This window comes from Rufibacter radiotolerans (assembly GCF_001078055.1).
GTDB lineage: Bacteria > Bacteroidota > Bacteroidia > Cytophagales > Hymenobacteraceae > Nibribacter > Nibribacter radiotolerans.
The window spans coordinates 908315-926480 of the sequence record NZ_CP010777.1 but is presented as its reverse complement, the minus strand read 5'-3'; the positions used below and the strand labels follow the sequence as shown (position 1 = coordinate 926480).

The window sequence follows — 18166 nt, the reverse complement described above, 5'->3', positions numbered from 1 at the left end:
CCCAGTCGCAGTTTTTACACCGGCCTTCTGTTTAGGGCCCGTTTTTAGAAAAACGGGCCCTAAACAGAAGGCCGGTGAATTTCTTTCATTTCCTGCTCAGTCTGCCGGGTAAATCGGCATGGCTTGAAAACCCGCCACCTCACCTTGTGGCTGTGTCCCAGGCTTTTTCCAGGCCTTATCCCCTTCCGCTATCCTGTATTTCAGGCATGGTTTTGGCAGAAGAATCTTCACAAACCTTCCCGCAGGAATTTTGTAACAAAACCACGGATTTGCTGTTTTTAGGAAGTGGGGTAAGATTTCTAACCTTTATCAGAAGGCTAGTTGTATGGAGATGATGGATTTGATTTTGCGGGAGATGTATAGGTTGGTGCAGTCTATGGAACGGCCCGAGGATTCACCAATAGATTCTGACCGGGTGAGCAGGGCGCTGCACCTGGAGGGCGAGGATATCCTGCCCCAGTTCCGTTTCCTTTCTGAGGAGGGGATGCTGAAAATAAGCCCCATCTGTGACCCACCGCTGCTTTATCTGACCAAAACCGGCATTTCCAGGGTAAGAAGGCTCATCCAGCCGTAGCCCGTTTCCCACCGAAGGCCAGCCAGGTGCTTTTCAGCTTTGCCGGAGGCCTGGAAGGAAGGTGTCTCCTGGCCGGTCATCTTTCCTGGTACTGGAGTTGAGCGTCTTCTTTGGTGGGCACTATGTTCATAATCATATGCAGCCCTAAAAGTTCAAATACGTTGCGCACCTGTTTGGTCATGCCATACAACACCATACCTATATGCCGTCTTTCCAAAGTGCCCAAATGCGAAATCAGTACGCCCAAGCCTGCGGAAGAAATATAAGTCAAGCCTGTGAAGTCAATCCAAAGCTGCTCTAACTGCCCTGTTAAAGCCAGCTCAATTGCTTTATCCACCTCCAGACACGTAGAAGCGTCCAGTTCCCCGTTCAATTTAATCAGGTACACCTGAGCGTTCTCTTCAACAGCAATTTTCATGATCTTCATCTTAATACCTAAATATATGAAATTACCTGTAAAGAGCAATGGAACCGGGGCCTTTAAAAGGTCGCTCCCTCCATTCACCTGCGGGTCATTTGCTATTTTATAAATACTTTATCTATCAAGGCAAGTTGCCTTTAGGCGGCAAGCCTTCTATTCTAAGTGGTGGTCCAGGAAGTTACTACTGTGTTTTTTAGGGCCGCTAGGAATTCTCGTTGGCGTAGGCCACGGCATCAGCTAGGGTCTTTTTAATAATGACCAGTGAACTGAACCCAGAGTTTTTGATTAACCCATGGATACTATCATTCAGGTTAAATAGAATGATCTGCTTCTGTTGGTAGTGGATAAGCTGGACGTAGGGCAGAAGATACCGCAGCCCCACGGCGCTTAGTTTGGTAACGCCGGCAAAGTCAAGCATCACAAACTTCCTGTTTTGCACCACCACCCCTTCCAACTCCTTTTTGATCACGTTGGCACAAACTTCATCCAGGGGCCCCTTTAAAGAAACCAGGAATCCTGCGTTTGTAACCTCTGTTGAAATTTTCATTGGGTAGCCCCCTCCTCCGGTAAAACAGAAAAGCCAAAACTGGCTCTCTCCCAAACAAATATACCTAAATAAGACGCCCTATAAAAGGTTGTAAGTACGAGTTTTTGCCAATAGGTATTAATACGTATTTTCTGTTTTTGTGTCAGAAATCACCTTTTGCAGATAGTTACTTGAGAGGGAAAAACGTTAGAACCCATATATTGCACTAGCCTTTGGTTTTGAACTTAACCATTGTTATATTTATTATAAAAGCAATCTAACATCAGTTGGCATGACAAAAGTAATTTTGGTTGATGATCACACCATCATACGGGACGGAATAAAATCTCTGTTGAAATCAGAGCGCACTATCCAGATTATTGGGGAGGCAGAAAATGGAGAGCAACTCCTGAAGCTCCTGGAAACCACTACGCCAGACGTGATCATGTTAGACCTTAACATGCCGGTCATGGATGGCTTTGAGACCCTGAAACAGCTACAGCAAAAGCACCCTGAAGCCAAGGTTCTGGTCTTGACCATGCTGGACCAGGAGAGTTACGTGCAGAAGGTACGGGCCTCCGGCGCCATGGGCTTTGTACTGAAGACCGCCGGCCGTGACGAGCTGGTGCATGCTATTAAAACCGTGGCCAATGACAACTCCTTTATCTGCTCAGAAGTAGCGCTTAACCTGCTGCAGAAAGCCAACAACCCGGCCGGAGAAGCCAAGGCCAACAATATGCCGGAGATCTCCAAGCGTGAGATGGAGGTGCTCAAGCTCATTGCCGAGGGCTATACCAACGCTGAGATCGCTGACAAGATCTTTGCCAGCAAAAGAACCATTGAGTCGCACCGCCAGCACCTGATTGAGAAAACCAAGGCCCGCAACACGGCTACCCTTATCAAGTACGCCATCAAGCAAGGCCTGATAGACTAGTTTTTTAGAAAAATAAAAGGGAGCCCCGTGTTTTGGGGGCGTTTTACGAAAAACGCCCCCAAAACACGGGGCTCCCTTTTGATGATCAGCACCTAACTAAAGCCCGCCTTCTAAGAGGTTTCCATGGTCTTAAGGAGGGCTTCGAAACTATTTTACTTTTACATAAACCTGCCGGGGAGCATACTTCAGGCGCAGGCTTGCACTCCCCCGGACGTTTTAGGGCTATTTTCCAGCAAACGTGCCAAAAACAGCGTTCCGCCAACGCCAAGGCATGGGGCGGCTCTGCCACCTGGCTAAAAGAAATAACGGTAAAGCTAGGCTACAGCTCCAGGCCAGGAAGCTTAAAGACATTCCTCCCGGCGGTAGGCGACTGGATATAGGTTTGCCTTAGTGCCTCCAGGCGGGCTAAGGAATCATTTACGGAGGAAGTATCTACAGCCAGTAATGCGCTGTTCTTCAGCAGCTTCTCAATTGGTTTTCCCACTACAACCTTGTTAACCGGGCTATTCATATGCAATAGGTAAAGTCGTAAATTTAGGTTTTGTCGAAAAGGCTAAACTAAGAGGATTGTTAGCCAATTGCAATAGTAGTTATATGAAAGAATCAAGGGATTTGTTGCATTAATCTGAATGTAGTATCTTTACTAAGATTTAACATAAGGCTATGCGTACCATCCTGGGCTTCTTATTTTTCTTCCTGGGCCTTCTGGCCTCCTTTGTGACCTGGTTACTGACGGCCCTTTTCGGGTAAGAAGTCACCTTTTCTTTGCTTGCCGCGCCAGGACCAATCCTTTGTTCCGAAGGCAGCGTTACGGCCACCTCCAAAAATTGCGGTAGCGGTACCAAAAAAGGCTGTACTTTTGTACCCCCTTTTGCCTCCCCTCCGTTTGAGGGCAAAAGGCTTGCCTTAAATCCGCTTTTATGCCCACCCCTCCTTCCAAGGTTTCCCCCATTCGTGTAATGGCCCTCATGCTTCTGATGGCCGTGCTGCTGTTGGGGATTAAATTCGTCGCTTTCTTTATCACCAACTCCAACGCCATCTTAACCGATGCCCTGGAGTCCATCATTAACTTTGTGGCGGGCGGCGTGGCCTTGTATAGCGTGTACCTGGCGGCCAAGCCCCGTGACCTGGACCACCCCTACGGGCACGGCAAGATAGAATTCATCTCCTCAGGTCTGGAAGGGGCGCTCATTACCCTGGCGGGCGCTGCCATTCTTGTCAAATCCATTTACAACCTGCTGTACCCGCAACCGGTCCAAAAGATGGACGTGGGTATTGTGCTTACCCTGGTGGCCGGCGCCGCCAATTACGTGGCAGGCCGCTACCTGGTCAAACGCGGCACCCGTGACCATTCGCTCACCATTATCGCCAATGGCAAGCACCTGCTCTCAGACGCCTATTCCAGCCTTGGCCTGGTGGTAGGCCTGGGCTGCATCTACTTTACCCAACTGGTCTGGCTAGACTCGGTGGTGGCCATTATCTTTGGTTCCTTCATCATGTACACAGGGTACGGCATTGTGCGCAACTCCATCTCTGGGGTAATGGATGAGGCCGACCACCAGCTCATGGACCGCATCATAGCCGTGCTTAACCAGCGCCGCCGCGAGAACTGGATTGACCTGCACAACATGCGCGTGATCAAGTACGGCAGCATGCTGCACATAGACTGCCACCTTACCCTGCCCTGGTACTTTAACCTGCAGGAATCACACCAGGAAGTAGAGTTGCTACAGGAGATCATCACCCAGGAAATGGGCGACGTAGTGGAGTTGTTCGTGCACCTGGACCCCTGCCTGCCCCCTGACAGTTGCCGTCTCTGCACCAAATCTGACTGTAAGGTTAGGGAGCACGCCTTTGTGGGCCGCGTGGAGTGGACCCTAGACAATGTGATTGAAAACCAGAAGCACGTGCTGCACCCCGTCCAATAACGTAGGCGTTTTGGGCCCGTTTTTCTTAAAACGGGCCCAAACCAGCAACTCCGCAAAATACAATTACTTACTTGACTGGCTCGACCTTTTTCAGCCAAAGGTCACTCACAATAGGGTAGTGGTCTGAAAGGTTCTGCCGGATGGTGCGGTACCCTGTGCCTACCATTCTGGCGTCATGCAGGAGGTAGTCAATGCGCAAGATGGAGAAGAGTCCGTTAAAGGTATTGCCTAGTCCCCAGCCGCTTTCCACAAACGCATCCTTCAGCCCTTTGCTAATTTTATTATACGTAAAGGAGGCCGGCGGGTCATTGAAGTCGCCGCAGACAATGACCGGGTACGGTGAGTTTTCAATATGGTCTGCCACCACTTTCACCTGGTACGCCCGCTTGGTGGCCCCCACCTGCAGGCGCCGGATGATGTTGCGAGAGGCCATCAGTTTCTCATCGTTAGAAGGCTTGGCGTTGGGGTTTCCCAAGAACTCGTAGTCCTCCCGCTTGAACCGATTAGACTGGAAGTGCACGTTGTAAACCCGCACCGTGTCCGGGCCGATTTTAAGGTCGGTGAAAATACAGAGGTTGTTGGTTTTCTCATTGAACAGGATGTTGCCCCGCCTAACCACCGGGAACGAGCTGAAGGTGGCGATTCCCCAATGGTCTGTCTTCCGGAGGGTCTCTGTATAGGCCACGTGCTGGTTGGTGGCTTTCTGCAAACGGAGGAGCGTATCCAGGTTATTCCGGCCGGACCGGGAAGAAGTATAGAACTCCTGGAAGCAGATGATATCGGGGCTCTCATCCTGCACCATCTTAAAGATCTTGTCTCGGGTGCGCGGGTTGCCGGTCCAGGCATATAGGTCAAAAAGCCGGGCGTTGAAACTGAGCACCCGCAGTTGCTGGGCGTTGGTTGGCACCTCAGAGGGGAAGAGGTTAAGCTGGATCTGGGCCTGCAGATTATTGAACCCCACCAACAAGGCAAACAAGGAAATGAACACCGCCCGGCTTTTGACCAGGAGCCAGTAGAGAATGAACAGCAAGTTCAGGAGCAGCAACACCGGAAAGGTGAGCGCCACCAGGCTACCCACCCAGAGGACCGCAGGGTTGATATAGGAAGCCACATGGGAAAGCACAAACAAGACCGCGGCTCCTATGTTCAGAACCACAATCAGTTTAAACAAGAAGCTTCGCTTTACTTTCTTCCCAGCCACAGCGCTTGTAGATAAGATGGCCTTCCCCATGCCTAAAGATACGAAGACCACACCTGTTTTAGAAAGGTTCTACCCAGAAAGAGCCTTCTATGTTTTTACCAAGGCTATCCTCTTCTAAAACCCTTGCCCGCATCTCCCGTACAACCAGAACTCCTCCCCAGATTCCTTTCCTCGCTTAAGGGCCCATCCCTCTGCTCAACCAATTATATAGATAAACACCTATATACAGTTGACCCAAAACAGCTTATACCCTATCACCTTCAACCTTTCTTTACCCGTGGAACACCGCTTTCTGGCTGGCTTCGGTTTATAGAATCCTTTCTGGCAGCATTCCCTAAATCTTCCATTGCCTCCTAGGCAAACCCTAATCACGCTTCCCCCTGACAGCCTTCCTTCCTGCTTAACCAGTTCCCTTCCTTACAGGGGCTAATCCGCCCTTATCCCACCTGACAAGCTGTCACCCCTTCGCATCACCAATCCATTCCATCAAGCAGTTACTTCTTTCTATTTCTAGTATTTCTTTAAGCAGTTCAAACAGCCTTCGCGGCTGTCTCCCTCTAAGGCAACCTTTAAAGCCGCCTTTTTATCAAAGAAGCAGAAAGAGGCAATTACTAGAACATGGAGAGCTGTTTACCCGCCCGCGGCGAAAAGGCAGACAGGTTATAGGCCGGCATGGTCCTGCCCTGGAAATGGCGCCGAAGGGAAATCTTGAACAGGGCCTTGATGGTCTCCGCCCACTTCCCCTCCCCTGCCATGCGCCGTCCAAACTGGCTATCATTAAGCGTTCCGCCGTGGCAGGATTTGATCTGGTTGAGCACTTTGTTGGCCCGGTCTGGGTAGGCTTTATGAATCCAGTCTTCAAAGGTTTCGCCCACGGCCCCGTTCAACCGCACAATGGTATAGGCTGCAGACAAGGCCCCGGCCGCCGCCGATGCCTCCAGAATAGCGGGCACCTCATGGTCGTTCAACCCCGGAATAACCGGGGTCACCATTACGTTCACCGGGACGCCTGCCTCAGACAGCGCCTTCACCACGGCCAGTCTTTTGGCACCCGTGGCGGTGCGCGGCTCCAGCTTTAACCGAAGCGCCTCGTCCAGAGTAGTGATGGAAATATTCACGTGCACCAGCTGGTGTTTGCTCAGTTCCTGGATCAGGTCAAGGTCCCGGAGGATAAGGGAATTCTTAGTGATCATGCTTACCGGGTGCCGGTACTGCAGCAGTACTTCCAGCAACTGCCTGGTGATCTTCTTTTTGGCCTCAATGGGTTGGTAGCAGTCTGTGTTACCGGCCAGCATAATAGGCCTTACCACCCACTGGGGGTTCTCCAGTTGTTGCTTTAACACCTGGGCTGCGTTCTCTTTTATGATGATCTTCTGCTCAAAGTCCAGCCCCGCCCCCAAGCCCCAATAGGCATGGGTGTTGCGCGCATAACAGTACACGCAGCCGTGCTCACACCCCTGGTAAGGGTTCATGGAATACATGAGACCCAGGTCTGGGGAGTTCACCTCATTCACTATGGTTTTAGGTTTTTCCTGAAAGAACTGGGTAGCCGCCTGCTGCTCCCAAGGCTCGTCCAGCCCCTCTATATGCTCCAGTACATACTCCTGTTTCAAGTAAGGGTTGGCAGGATTGTATTGCGCTCCCCGGCCCTTGGTAAGGCTGGCATTCTGGAAAGGCTTGCTGCTTTTACCCGATTTCTCTGGTCCGTTTTCCATAGCTAAAATTATTAGCTATTCTTCTAAAATACAAGAATTACCAATATTTTTAGCTTTTGTTTTCCTACGACAACTTTTGGTGGTTTCTTAAAACCAATAGCATCCCTGGCATAACATCCCTCCCATGAGAAATCCCCAACTTTAAGACCGAAGGCTTCTAGCAGCCCGGAACTCCATCTCGGTTTATTTCTGTAAAATCTAACACCACCGCCAACCTTAGAAAAGCACAATCCCAAAAGTAAAACGCATGTGCACTAGCCAGAATAGCGGTGACCAGAATCAAACAAAGGCTAAGCAAAAAAACCAGCAGACCCACCAAATACGTTTGGCAGGTTTGCTGGTTTAAAGCAAGCAAAGGAGGATGTGGTTTTGAGAAAAGAGTCTATGGGCAAGCCTTCACCTGTTCCCGTATTTCCCCAAAAGAGACCCTCTCCTTGGGTGATTTGAATTCTTTTGACAGGTAGTTTATGATATTGGTCAGGTCTGCCTCTGTGAGTTTCTGGTTACCGGGCATGGCCTGGTTGTAGGTCTTTCCGTTTACCGTGATAGGGCCTTTAATTCCCTGCCTGATCAGGCAAGCCAGAATATCCCGGTTCTTCTCTGAATAGTCTGAGTTGACCAGGGGCGGAATCACGCCCCGCAGCCCTTCCCCGTTTTCCAGGTGACAGCTACTGCAATGGCGACCGTACAGCAATTCGCCTTCCTGGCCCCGCTCTGTAAAACAGCCGGCGAGCAGCAATCCCATCATAATACAACCCAAGACCTTGATGACAGGAAACCGCATAGCGTTATTTTTTCTTTTCAGAAAGCAGCACCTCCATATCCTTCAGGAGTTTGTCTACGTCCTGGGCATTGGTGCCGTCATAATGACCGCGCAGGCGGCGTTGCTCGTCTACCAAAAGAAAGGCCCCGCTGTGCTCAAACCCACCCGGCATAGCCTTGTCTACCATGGCGCTGGTGAAGTAGTGCTTCTGGGCCAGATCCAGAATGGTGTCACGGTTGCCCGTCAAGAAATGCCAGGTACTACTCTTCACGCCTAAGCGGTCTGCGTAATCGCGCAGCACCGCCACGGTGTCATGGGTGGGGTCTATGGAATGGGAAAGCAGTGCCACCCGGGGGTTATCTTTGTATTTTTCATACACCCGCAGCATCTGGCTTTTCATTTTGGGGCAAATAGAGGGACAGGACGTAAAAAAGAAATCTGCCACGTAAATCTTGTTGGCCACCGTTTTCTGGGTCACCATCTGGCTATCCTGGTCCAGCAAGGCGAAATCTGGAATGGTGTGGTACACGGTATCTACCTTAGGGGTACCGTCCACCATGGTCACTTTAGGCTCCCTAGGTCCCAGAATAGGCAAGGACTTATTTTCGGGGGGAGAGGTACAGGCGCCTAACAGGGTTATCCCTAGACTAAAAGATAAAAGGGTGTTTCTCATGGTTTTGGGGTTCTGTAATGCGCGGCCAGTGAATCTGAGGTCCGCAGGGTCTTCTCAATTTCCTGGCGCACCTGTTCTATCTTGGTTTTCTCTGCCTGCAGGTATGTAAGGGCCTCTTCGGGTTTCTTGCCTTCGGGGATGCGGTAAGCCCGCATCCACTGCATCATGTGCTCATCGGCCTGTACCAGGGCATTGATCTGCCGGGCCAACTGTTGCTGGGCAGAGGTATCTTTGGTGATGACTGAGTCTTTGAGGAAGGTAAGTTCTTTGCGCCCCGTGTACAAGGCTCCCATTTTGGCCATGGCCGAGTCATGCAAGGCCAACACTTCCTGCTGCAACACCTCTACCTTTTTCTGCGGCGATGGAGCGCACGCTGCCATCACAAGCAGGCACAGCCATAAAACCCAAGGATTTTTCATAGACAGGTCAATTATTCACAACAAGCGCAAAGGTAGAACGCACAACCTTAGAACGCACGGGTTTTAAGGAGATTATATATCCACCTCTTCCCGTAGCGGAAGCCTTTGCGTTTTGGGCCTGTTTTCCTAAAAACAGGCCCAAAACGCAAAGGCTGCATCTTAAAACAGGAAAGGCTGCCTTTTGGGCAGCCTTTCCTGTTTTAAGATGCTTCTCACCAGTTGAAATCCTCTCGTGAGGGAGGCTGGGAGTCATGCCTTCTTATGTGGCCGCTCATGGGGTCATACAACCGGTTTCGGCCTTCCGCCGACCGGTAGTCCCAGTCAATGCCGTAGCTGAGGGTACCGGCCATGTTTCCGTAGTTTTCGGTACGCATGCCTTCGCCCTCCTGGTTGTAACGCTCGCGGGGGGCCTGGTTGTAATCCAGCATTGGCCCGTACTCCCCGTGGGTGCGGCGGTCATAGCCGCTGCCCATATAGGCGCCGCCTCCCATCTGGTTACCGTATTCGCCCCGGCTGTAGTTAGACTCAGCATCATCATAGATCTCATACCGGCTGTCATCTTGCCTTCTGGCAGAACCAGCTGTGCCCCGAACGCCTCCTCTAGGGCCGGTCCACTCTGAAGGCTCTATTCCCCTGGAGGTGTCTGCGCCCTGGGTACCGTAACGGCTGGTTCCGTCATACTGCTCCCGTTCACCTAGCGCGAAGCTGTTGCGGTCACGGTAGGCGCCGTAGATCTGGCGGTTCACCGGGCGCCCCTCGTCTCGGCCATGGCCGCTGGCCCATTGGTTTCCGGGGGAAGCGCCCTGGTGGGAGCCGCCGCGGGAAGTACCCCAGCCTTGCGCTCCGCCGTAGCTGCCCATGTTACCGAAGTTACGGGTGGCCCCTTCCAGGCCGTTATTATCCTCATGGGGGTTAAAGTTATCCAGGCGCTCACCGCGGCGGTTGGGGTCCCGGCCGTAGTCACGGGGCAATTGCCCGGTGTTCTCCCGGCGCAGGTCTTCAGTTGTCCCCTGGAACTGCGCGCTCCGGTAGTCCTGGCTAATGTCACGGTCATTAAAGTTATTGCGGCGGTTCAACTGGTCATATTTGTCGCCGCGGTCAAGGTCCTGGCGGTAAGAGCCCCGGAACTGGTCATCATCACGGCGCTGCATCCTTTCCCAATTCTGGCGTTCTAAGTCATTTAAATCCTGATTTCTATTCATAGCGTTAAATTGTTAGAGTGTGACTGTGAGCACGTTTACATGCCCAGGGCGCTTATCTTTAACGCAAGAAATCCCCTTCGGTTTTTGGCCTGTTTTCTCCAAAACAAGCCAAAAACCGAAGGGGATTCAAACTCTTCAGCACTAATTACTTGGTACGCAGGTTGTTGGCGTTACTGCCATCTAGCTTGGAGGTGTCTTCCTCTTCCTTGGCGGCCACATTGCCTTCTATTTTAGATCCTTCGGGCTCAGTGTCCAGGTAATCTTCTTCCTTGGCCTGGAGCGAGCTTCCGCCCATGTCCGGTTTCCCTACTTCCTCGTCCTCAGTCTGCTGACCTTCATACGGGGAGGGGTTACTGTCTGGCAGGCGTTTGCTTTCGTCTGAGTTGGTGATGTTGTCGTTTTCTATGGGCATGGCTTTATTTTGTAACGTGATCAGCGGCTTTTGTAGCTACTTTTCACCTATGTACGGCCTTACTAAATTTTGTTTGTTACCAATTTATAAAGAATCCCGTTTTGGAGCCGTTTTTAGCAAAACGGCCCCAAAACGGGATTCTTCTTTTCCGCAAAACGGGTTTTCTTAGTTTTCGCTGAAGGGCTCCAGTTTGATTTTCTCTATTAGCAGATATTTCTTGAACTCATGCAGCATGCGGGACATCTCACGGTCCTGCTCCTCCATACGCGCCTTCTCCTCGTCGGCAGAAGCGATGGCGGCCCGTAATTGCTCCAGGCTCACGGACATGTGGTCGCGGGCGCCCTGGGCGCGTTCCCTCAAGTCTCCTTCCATTTCGGCAGAGCCGAGGTTGGTGTCCAGTTCCTGCAGGCAAATCTCCAGGAACGGGATCATGTCCCAGGGGTTGTTGGGTCGGTTCCAGGTGAACTCAATATTACAGCGACGGCATTTATAGCGGTTAGATTTCCAGCCCAGCTCATTGGTGGCCACGCCTACTTTCTTAAGCTTATCTACCTTGCCACAGCTAGGGCACTGGGCGCTGTCTTCAATGATGCCTTTCAGGGTCTCGTGCTTTTCCAGCACCTGTTGCCGGAAATCGGCGTGGTTGTAGATTTTCTCGGTCAGGCGTTCACAGGCCGCATTCAGGTCCTGGTGCTCCTGGGTCAGGGAACCTTCCTCGGCCAGCCGCTCTCCCTTTTTCTTGAAGAAATTAATGAGCTTGATTACTTCGCGCTCATTTTCGGTCATATGCTGGTTCATGAAATCTCTAGTGTATTAGGGTTTTACCAAAGGTACGCAAAATGAATGGCAAATTTGCCCTTACACGCTCTCCGGTGGCTTTCCTGTAGGAAGAGGGCCAGTGACAAGGAAAGAATTTTCAAAAGGAGGTGCTAATAGAACCAAACCGTTAGGGGCCGGGCTGCCCTAAAAAAGAAAACCTCTTCTTCCTGGTCAGGAAAAAGAGGTTGAAAAGAAGGGCAAGCGAGGCAATGTTAAAAGCGTTTGTAGCATATCCCCCAATAAGCATCAAAACTTGTAACGCTTCTGCAAGCAGAAGTGCCCCACCGCTCCTTTATATCTTTAGCAGCAAACTTTCTTTGTTGTTTTAACTGTGTCAAAGGTAACAGCTTCCTGCAAGACTAAAAGAATTTTTAGGTAAACCGCCCAAATCGCTCGACCAATAGGCCGTTTTTCCGGATGAACCAAATTGGCGTATCCAACTCCACAAACCAAACTGGCCACGCCTGGCCCATGCCTTCCTATACAGACACAAAAAAGCCTCTTTCCCTGGGCAGGAAAAGAGGCTGAAAAAGGAGGGGCAAGCGAGGCAAAATGTCATTAGTGTCTGTAGCATATCCCCCAATAAGCATCAGAACCTTTGACGCTCCTGCAAGCAGAAGTGCCTCGCCGCTCCTTTATGTTTTCAATATCTTTCTCAGCAGACATTTTCTGCTGTTTTTACTTTGTCAAAGGTAATAGGTAATTTCTTTTCCACTCTACCTTTTAGGTGAACACCCCAAATTTAACTGCCAACTACTCTTTTTACCCGTTGAATAATCAATAGAGTCCTTTTCTGCCCAAGCTACCGCTTCTTTTCATCTCCTTAGTTGTACTTTATTTTACGATTTTCCCTCTAAAGGGGTAAGAAAAAAGCAAACATTAACAGTTCTGCGCCTCCTATCTCTTTTAATTAAGACACCACTCATATTAAAAATAAGAATAGTTATAAAAAATGTATAAAATTTAAAAACATAATTTTTACGAAATTATTGAACTTAAGTTACGATTCACGTTGTTACTGACCACGAAACGCGCTTGAAACATAAATATTTATACTTCTAAATCAGAGCCTCTAACAGAGGTTATAAAGATATAAATCAATTACCAGATCCACTCTAAATAAATATATGGAAAAAAATTACTTTCAGGAAGAATCTAGAATATATACATTTGCCTCTCCGGCTCACCATCACATAAAAGCACTTTCTGACTGCTCCTTAGCAGACGTATTTTGTACTTCCCCTGTGATTGGACAAACCTCACCCCTAGCGGTTTAGCTTACTATTGCCTTTTGCTTCTGTGGCAGATCTTTTTCTGCTATAACAGCTCAAGCATCCTCCCTATTCCTTATTGATTCGTGTAAATTCCTATTTTACCTGCCGGCACACTAGCGCCTATGAAAAAGTTCTTCTCTTTTTTCACCCTCCTGTTTTTCTGGAGTCTTTACACTTTCGCCCAAACCTGCCCGGATAAGCCGGACGCCTCTTTATCTGATGCTAACGAAGAAAACTTCACCAGATGTAGTTCGGTAGGTGGTTCGGTGGAGTACAATCTGGAAGTAGTGAACGCCTCTACCACTTCCTCTAAGAACAAAGAAGCTATTATTGAATGGGGAGACGGCACCTCCAACACCTATCCTGCCTCATTCACTACGGCTTCGCACACTTATAAGACCCAAGGCAGTTTCAACTTAAAGTACACTGTTGTCAGCCAGAACGGTTGTACCGCCAGTAGCACCTACCCGGTATTTAATGGCAGCACCCCAGGTATTGGTATCCAGAGCCCCAATAACACCTCAGACTGCGCCCCTGCGGCCTTCAAGTTTGGGATTTTGGGCACCGAAGGGAACGCCGCTACCACCAAATACGCCATCTGGTTTGATGACGGCACAGATACGCTCCATTACACGCAGAGCAACCTCCCGTCTACCATTGTCCATAACTTTACCAAGTCTTCTGAAGGGAAGCCCAAGGGCTTTACCATGTTTGCCATTGCTTACGGCTGTATCTCCAAGCAGGCAGAGGTAAGCGGGATTGTGATTTCCTCTAAACCCATTGCCTCTTTCAGCATTCAGCCGGGCAACACGCTTTGCCCTAACCAGACCATTACCCTGAATGATGACACCAAGAGCGGATACAACGGCAACAACGTAGGCGGAAACACCAGTGGCTATAAGCGTTTATGGACTATTTCACCCAGCACCGGCTGGGCCTTTACCAATGGCACCAATGCTTCTTCAGCTAAGCCTTCCATCCTCTTCCAGAACAAGGGTACGTACACCATCCAGTTAGCAGTTACCCCATCTGGCACAAGCACTACCTGTACCGGAGACTCCACCAACCAATCCATAGTGGTCCGTGACGCCCCTTCTGCCCCCGCTGCAGCAGGCGCCGCTATCTGCGCCGGCACTACCGCCACCTTAAAAGCCACTGGCGAAGGGTCTGTCTTTAACTGGTTTGCTTCGGCTGGCGCCACCACACCACTGGCTACGGGCGCCACTTTTACTACCCCCGTCTTAACAACCACCACTACTTATTATGTAGAGTCTGCCAGGAGCGGCGGCTGCACCAGCCAAACGCGAACCCCGGTACAGGTAACGGTCACGCCCTTGCCAAGCGCACCAACGGCGGCTGATATGACTACCTGCTTCGGCAGCCCGGCCACCTTGAAAGCAAGTGCCACCGGCGGCACCGTTTATTGGTATGCTACTGCCACCGGAGACGAAAAAGACTTCCTGGCCACCGGCCCTACATTTATTACGCCGGCCCTCAACGCTACCACTACCTATTATACCGCTACCCTTTCTCCGGAAGGCTGTTTTTCTGCAAGCCGCAACGCGGTGAAGGTGACAGTGCAGCCTACCCTGACCGGGAACAGCATCAGCACGGACCAAACCTTCTGCCTAGGAGAGGCAGCTGCCTCCCTGACCGGGGAAGCCCTGTCTGGTGGTTCTGGCACCTATGCCTACCAATGGGAAAGCAGCACCAACGGTACAGTGTTCACCAAAGCCCCCGGCACCAGCACTGCCGCTGATTACGCCCCGGGTACCCTTACCCAAAGCACCTGGTTTAGACGGGTAGTCACTTCTGGTAGCTGTACCAGCGTATCTGAACCCGTTAAGATTTCTGTAGTGCCCGGCATCAGCAACAATACCGTGCAGGGCCCGGCAGACAATATTTGCTACGGTACCACCACCACTATCTCTGGCTCTTTGCCAGGCGGCGGAAACGGTGGGCAGCCGGTATATGCCTGGGAGGCCAGCACGACCAGCGACACCCAGGGCTTTAGCCTGGTTACCGGTTCATCCAACGTTTCCTCCTATCAGACCGGCCCTATCACCGCCAACACCTGGTTCCGCCGTAAGGTGACCATTGACGGCTGTACCCAAACCTCGCCTGCGGTGTTGGTTTCTGTGTACGCTATCTCTTTCCCGCCTACCGTGGCCAATGTCACTATTTGCAGCGGGTCTTCTGCCACCTTAACTGCTACCGCCCCGGGCGGACCTTATGAGTGGTTCACCAGCGCTACCGGCGGCTCCCCTGTCTTTACCGGAGATACCTTTGTGACGCCTGCCCTTTTTGTGAACGCTACCTATTTTGTGCAAAGCAAAGCCCCGGGCAACTGCGCTAAGATCCGGACGGAGGTAACCGTGACTGTACAGCCACCTATCGCCAACAACTTCACCTCAGAAGCCCAGGTGGTGTGCGAAGGATCTGTACCGGCAGTAATTACCGGCTATCGCCCTACCGGCGGAAACGGCGTGCCTCAATACTCCTGGGAAAGCAGCCTGGACGGCAACAGATTCAGCGCTGCGGTAGGCACCAACACCAACCAGAACTACGCCCCAGCGGCCCTTACGCAGACTACCTGGTTCCGCCGCAAGGTGACCATGGGCGCTTGCGTGGACTTTACCGCCCCGGTAAAAATGGAAATGACGCCGGCCCTTAAACCGGTGACCATGCCCGCTGACATATTGGTGTGCGATGAGTCAACGGCCCCGGTTATTAACGCCCCCGCCGCCACCGGCGGAAACGGCACCTATACCTATAAGTGGGAGAAAAGTATCACCAGCGCCACGGCGGGCTTTACCACCGCATCAGGTGCTTTTGAAAATGCCACATATGCCCCGGGCATTCTGCCGGCAACTACCTGGTTCCGCAGGGTCACGTACTCCGGTGATTGCCAGTTGACCAGCTCAGCGGTGAAGATCACCGTTCTTCCTTTGCCATCGCCGCCTATTGCCAGAAGCGTAGCCATCTGCCAGGGAGGCACGGCTACCTTAACGGCCACCGCGTCTTCTACCACGTACAAAGTGCAGTGGTTTGACGCCCCCACCGGCGGCAACCTGTTAGCGGAAGGCAATACCTTTACCACGGCCACCCTGCAGAATAACGTTTCCTATTACGCCCAGGCGGTGACCACCAATGGTTGCGTGTCTCCAGGAAGAGCCGAAGTAAAAGTAACCGTGACAGCGCTTCCATCGGCGCCAGAAGGTATTGCCGCTACGGTGTGCCATTCAGAAAAAGCCATACTGGAAGTAAAAAATCCGGCTAATGACCTATCTTATGCCTGGTTTGCGGCCCCTTCCGGCGGAACTGCCTTATTCTCTGGACCTGCTTTTACCACACCGGCCCTTACCCAGACCACTACTTTCTATGTACAGGCCGTAGCCGGAGGTTGCGCCGGTCCGCGTACCGCGGTACAGGTGACGGTACAGCCTCCCGTTGCCAATAACGTTTTGTCTGGCGTGCAGGAAATCTGCGCTGGCACCAATGCCGGAACCATTACGGGTGCGTTACCTACCGGCGGCACCAACTCTTATACCTACCAGTGGCAGAGTAGCACCGATGGCATTGCCTACTACGCAGCGGCCGGAGCCAATCAGGAGCAGGACTACACCCCGGGCATCCTATACCAAACCACCTGGTATAGAAGGGTAGTAAAATCAGGCACCTGTTTGGCGCAGACCAGTGCGGCCGTGAAGGTGACGGTAAGCTCCTCTATCATCAACAACTTCATCCAGGACAACCAGGTCATCTTCATCAATAACAAGCCGGCCGCCTTTACGGGCACCACGCCTACCGGCGGAGCTGGAAACTACCAGTACCAGTGGGAAAGCAGCCTGGATGGGGTTTCGTATAGCACCATTTCCGGGGCTACGGGTAAAACCTTCGCCTCAGGCGCCATTAGTCAAACCACTTGGTTCCGGCGCAAGGTAACCTCCGGCGGGTGTGATGTTCTCAGCAATGAGGTGAAGGTGACTGTGAACGCAGGGCTTTCGCAGAACACTATCACCGAAGACCAGAGCATCTGCACCGGTAACGCCCCTAAATTATTGGTGGGTTCAGAGCCGGTAGGCGGAGACGGCACCTTCCATTATGTCTGGGAAATGAGTACCACCGGCGCTACCTCTGATTTTGTAACTGCCAGCGGCAACCCTGCTACCAGAGACTATATGTCTGGTCCACTTACCCAAACCACCTGGTTCAGGAGGAAAGTGAGCTCTGGTACCATTACCCTGGAGTCTAACGTGATCAAGGTGACGGTATTTACGGCCATCACGCAGAACAGCATCTCTACCAACCAGACGGTCTGCCTGAATACGGCCCCTGCCCGCCTGACCGGCACCACACCTGAAGGTGGAAATGGCTCCTTCACCTATGTGTGGGAAAGCAGCACCTCCGGGCCCGCTTCAGGGTTTGGGACGGCCTTTGGCAATACCACTGAGCAGCATTACGCGCCGGGTCCGCTTACGCGCACCACCTGGTTCCGGAGAAAAGTGCTTTCTGGAGGGTGCGCCATTGCCGAAAGCAACGTGGTACAGGTAACCGTAACAGTACCGCAACCACCTACCGTGAAGGAGGCCTTCATCTGCGCCGGCTTCAGCGCTACCCTGCAGGCGATCCCGAACGGCACAGTTCCCACGGTAATTGAATGGTTTGACAAGCCCATGGGCGGAAAATTATTAGGCTCTGGCCAGCAGTTTACCACACCGGTGCTCAAGGAAACCACTACGTATTACGTGCGGTCTGTGGTGCAGAACTGCGCCAGCGAGATGGTGGCGGTAAAAGCCAACATTCCGGCCCCAACGGCCAACGCCGGCCCAGATGTGACCATTATCACCAGACGTTTTGTGGAACTGGAAGCCAAAGGTGGCATCTCTTACGCTTGGTCACCAAGCCTGGGCCTGAGTGATGACAAGATCGCCAACCCAGTGGCCAAACCCACTGTCACTACCACCTACACCGTTACCGTGACTACGCCAGACGGCTGTACTTCTTCAGACCAGGTGACTATTACCGTGCTGCCTCCGGTGGAGGTGCCCAACGGCTTTACGCCTAACGGCGACCGTATCAATGATGCGTGGGACCTTCCTGGGCTCAACAACTACCCTAACAGCCAGGTGGAGATTTTCAACCGCTGGGGGAACAAGGTATTTGAATCCAGAGGATATGATAAGCCATGGGATGGCCGCCTGAACGGGCAGCCGCTTCCGGCCGCTACCTACTATTACCTCATCCGCCTGGATGACAAAGAGAGTCCCCTTACCGGAAACGTCACTATTATTAAGTAAGCCCA

At 51.8% G+C, this 18166-nt stretch carries 15 protein-coding genes; 4 read left to right on the top strand and 11 right to left on the bottom strand.

Annotation, left to right across the window (positions count from 1 at the left end):
* The first annotated feature begins 331 nt into the window (after positions 1 to 331).
* Positions 332 to 574 carry a hypothetical protein gene (locus TH63_RS03990; protein WP_156180360.1) on the top strand — a complete coding sequence of 81 codons (243 nt, stop codon included), beginning with the start codon at positions 332 to 334 and terminating at the stop codon, positions 572 to 574.
* A 76-nt stretch (positions 575 to 650) separates the two neighbouring features.
* On the opposite strand, the gene TH63_RS03985 is transcribed toward TH63_RS03990, so the two are convergent.
* The gene (locus TH63_RS03985; RefSeq protein WP_076606597.1) at positions 651 to 992 is read right to left on the bottom strand and encodes an STAS domain-containing protein; all 342 of its coding nucleotides are present in this window, start codon (positions 990 to 992) and stop codon (positions 651 to 653) included.
* Positions 993 to 1197: 205 nt separating this feature from the next.
* Entirely contained in the window at positions 1198 to 1542 is a 345-nt protein-coding gene (locus TH63_RS03980) for an STAS domain-containing protein (protein ID WP_048919801.1), read from the bottom strand.
* Positions 1543 to 1813: 271 nt separating this feature from the next.
* Here TH63_RS03980 and TH63_RS03975 point away from each other — a divergent pair, with 271 nt between their 5' ends.
* Entirely contained in the window at positions 1814 to 2455 is a 642-nt protein-coding gene (locus TH63_RS03975; RefSeq protein WP_048919800.1) for a response regulator, read from the top strand.
* Positions 2456 to 2774: 319 nt separating this feature from the next.
* Here the strand turns inward: TH63_RS03975 and TH63_RS03970 are convergent, their stop codons facing one another.
* Positions 2775 to 2966 carry a hypothetical protein gene (locus TH63_RS03970; protein ID WP_048919799.1) on the bottom strand — a complete coding sequence of 64 codons (192 nt, stop codon included), beginning with the start codon at positions 2964 to 2966 and terminating at the stop codon, positions 2775 to 2777.
* Positions 2967 to 3375: 409 nt separating this feature from the next.
* Between TH63_RS03970 and TH63_RS03965 the strand changes: the two genes are divergently transcribed.
* Positions 3376 to 4383, top strand: a complete 1008-nt coding sequence (locus TH63_RS03965; RefSeq protein WP_076606399.1) for a cation diffusion facilitator family transporter — start codon at positions 3376 to 3378, stop codon at positions 4381 to 4383.
* A 67-nt stretch (positions 4384 to 4450) separates the two neighbouring features.
* On the opposite strand, the gene TH63_RS03960 is transcribed toward TH63_RS03965, so the two are convergent.
* From TH63_RS03960 to TH63_RS03925, 8 genes are all read right to left on the bottom strand, one after another.
* Complete coding sequence (locus tag TH63_RS03960; RefSeq protein ID WP_197088632.1) at positions 4451 to 5584, bottom strand: endonuclease/exonuclease/phosphatase family protein; 1134 nt, start codon at positions 5582 to 5584, stop codon at positions 4451 to 4453.
* A 611-nt stretch (positions 5585 to 6195) separates the two neighbouring features.
* Positions 6196 to 7299 (bottom strand): PA0069 family radical SAM protein, encoded by a 1104-nt coding sequence (locus TH63_RS03955; protein ID WP_082161545.1) that lies wholly within the window; start codon positions 7297 to 7299, stop codon positions 6196 to 6198.
* Between the two features lie 382 nt (positions 7300 to 7681).
* A complete protein-coding gene (locus tag TH63_RS03950; protein WP_053093732.1) occupies positions 7682 to 8083 on the bottom strand; it encodes a c-type cytochrome in 402 nt (133 codons plus the stop codon).
* Between the two features lie 4 nt (positions 8084 to 8087).
* The gene (locus TH63_RS03945) at positions 8088 to 8735 is read right to left on the bottom strand and encodes an SCO family protein (RefSeq protein ID WP_048919796.1); all 648 of its coding nucleotides are present in this window, start codon (positions 8733 to 8735) and stop codon (positions 8088 to 8090) included.
* A complete protein-coding gene (locus TH63_RS03940) occupies positions 8732 to 9154 on the bottom strand; it encodes a putative periplasmic lipoprotein (protein WP_048919795.1) in 423 nt (140 codons plus the stop codon). The genes TH63_RS03945 and TH63_RS03940 overlap by 4 nt, the downstream gene beginning before the upstream one ends.
* 212 nt (positions 9155 to 9366) lie before the next feature.
* Positions 9367 to 10356, bottom strand: a complete 990-nt coding sequence (locus tag TH63_RS03935) for a hypothetical protein (protein ID WP_156180353.1) — start codon at positions 10354 to 10356, stop codon at positions 9367 to 9369.
* A gap of 145 nt (positions 10357 to 10501) precedes the next feature.
* Positions 10502 to 10768, bottom strand: a complete 267-nt coding sequence (locus TH63_RS03930) for a hypothetical protein (protein WP_048919793.1) — start codon at positions 10766 to 10768, stop codon at positions 10502 to 10504.
* 165 nt (positions 10769 to 10933) lie between these two features.
* Positions 10934 to 11566, bottom strand: coding sequence for a hypothetical protein (locus tag TH63_RS03925; protein ID WP_048919792.1), 633 nt, complete (start codon positions 11564 to 11566; stop codon positions 10934 to 10936).
* A gap of 1417 nt (positions 11567 to 12983) precedes the next feature.
* On the opposite strand from TH63_RS03925, the gene TH63_RS03920 reads away from it, so the two are divergent.
* Positions 12984 to 18161, top strand: coding sequence for a gliding motility-associated C-terminal domain-containing protein (locus TH63_RS03920; protein ID WP_048919791.1), 5178 nt, complete (start codon positions 12984 to 12986; stop codon positions 18159 to 18161).
* Positions 18162 to 18166 lie beyond the last annotated feature (5 nt).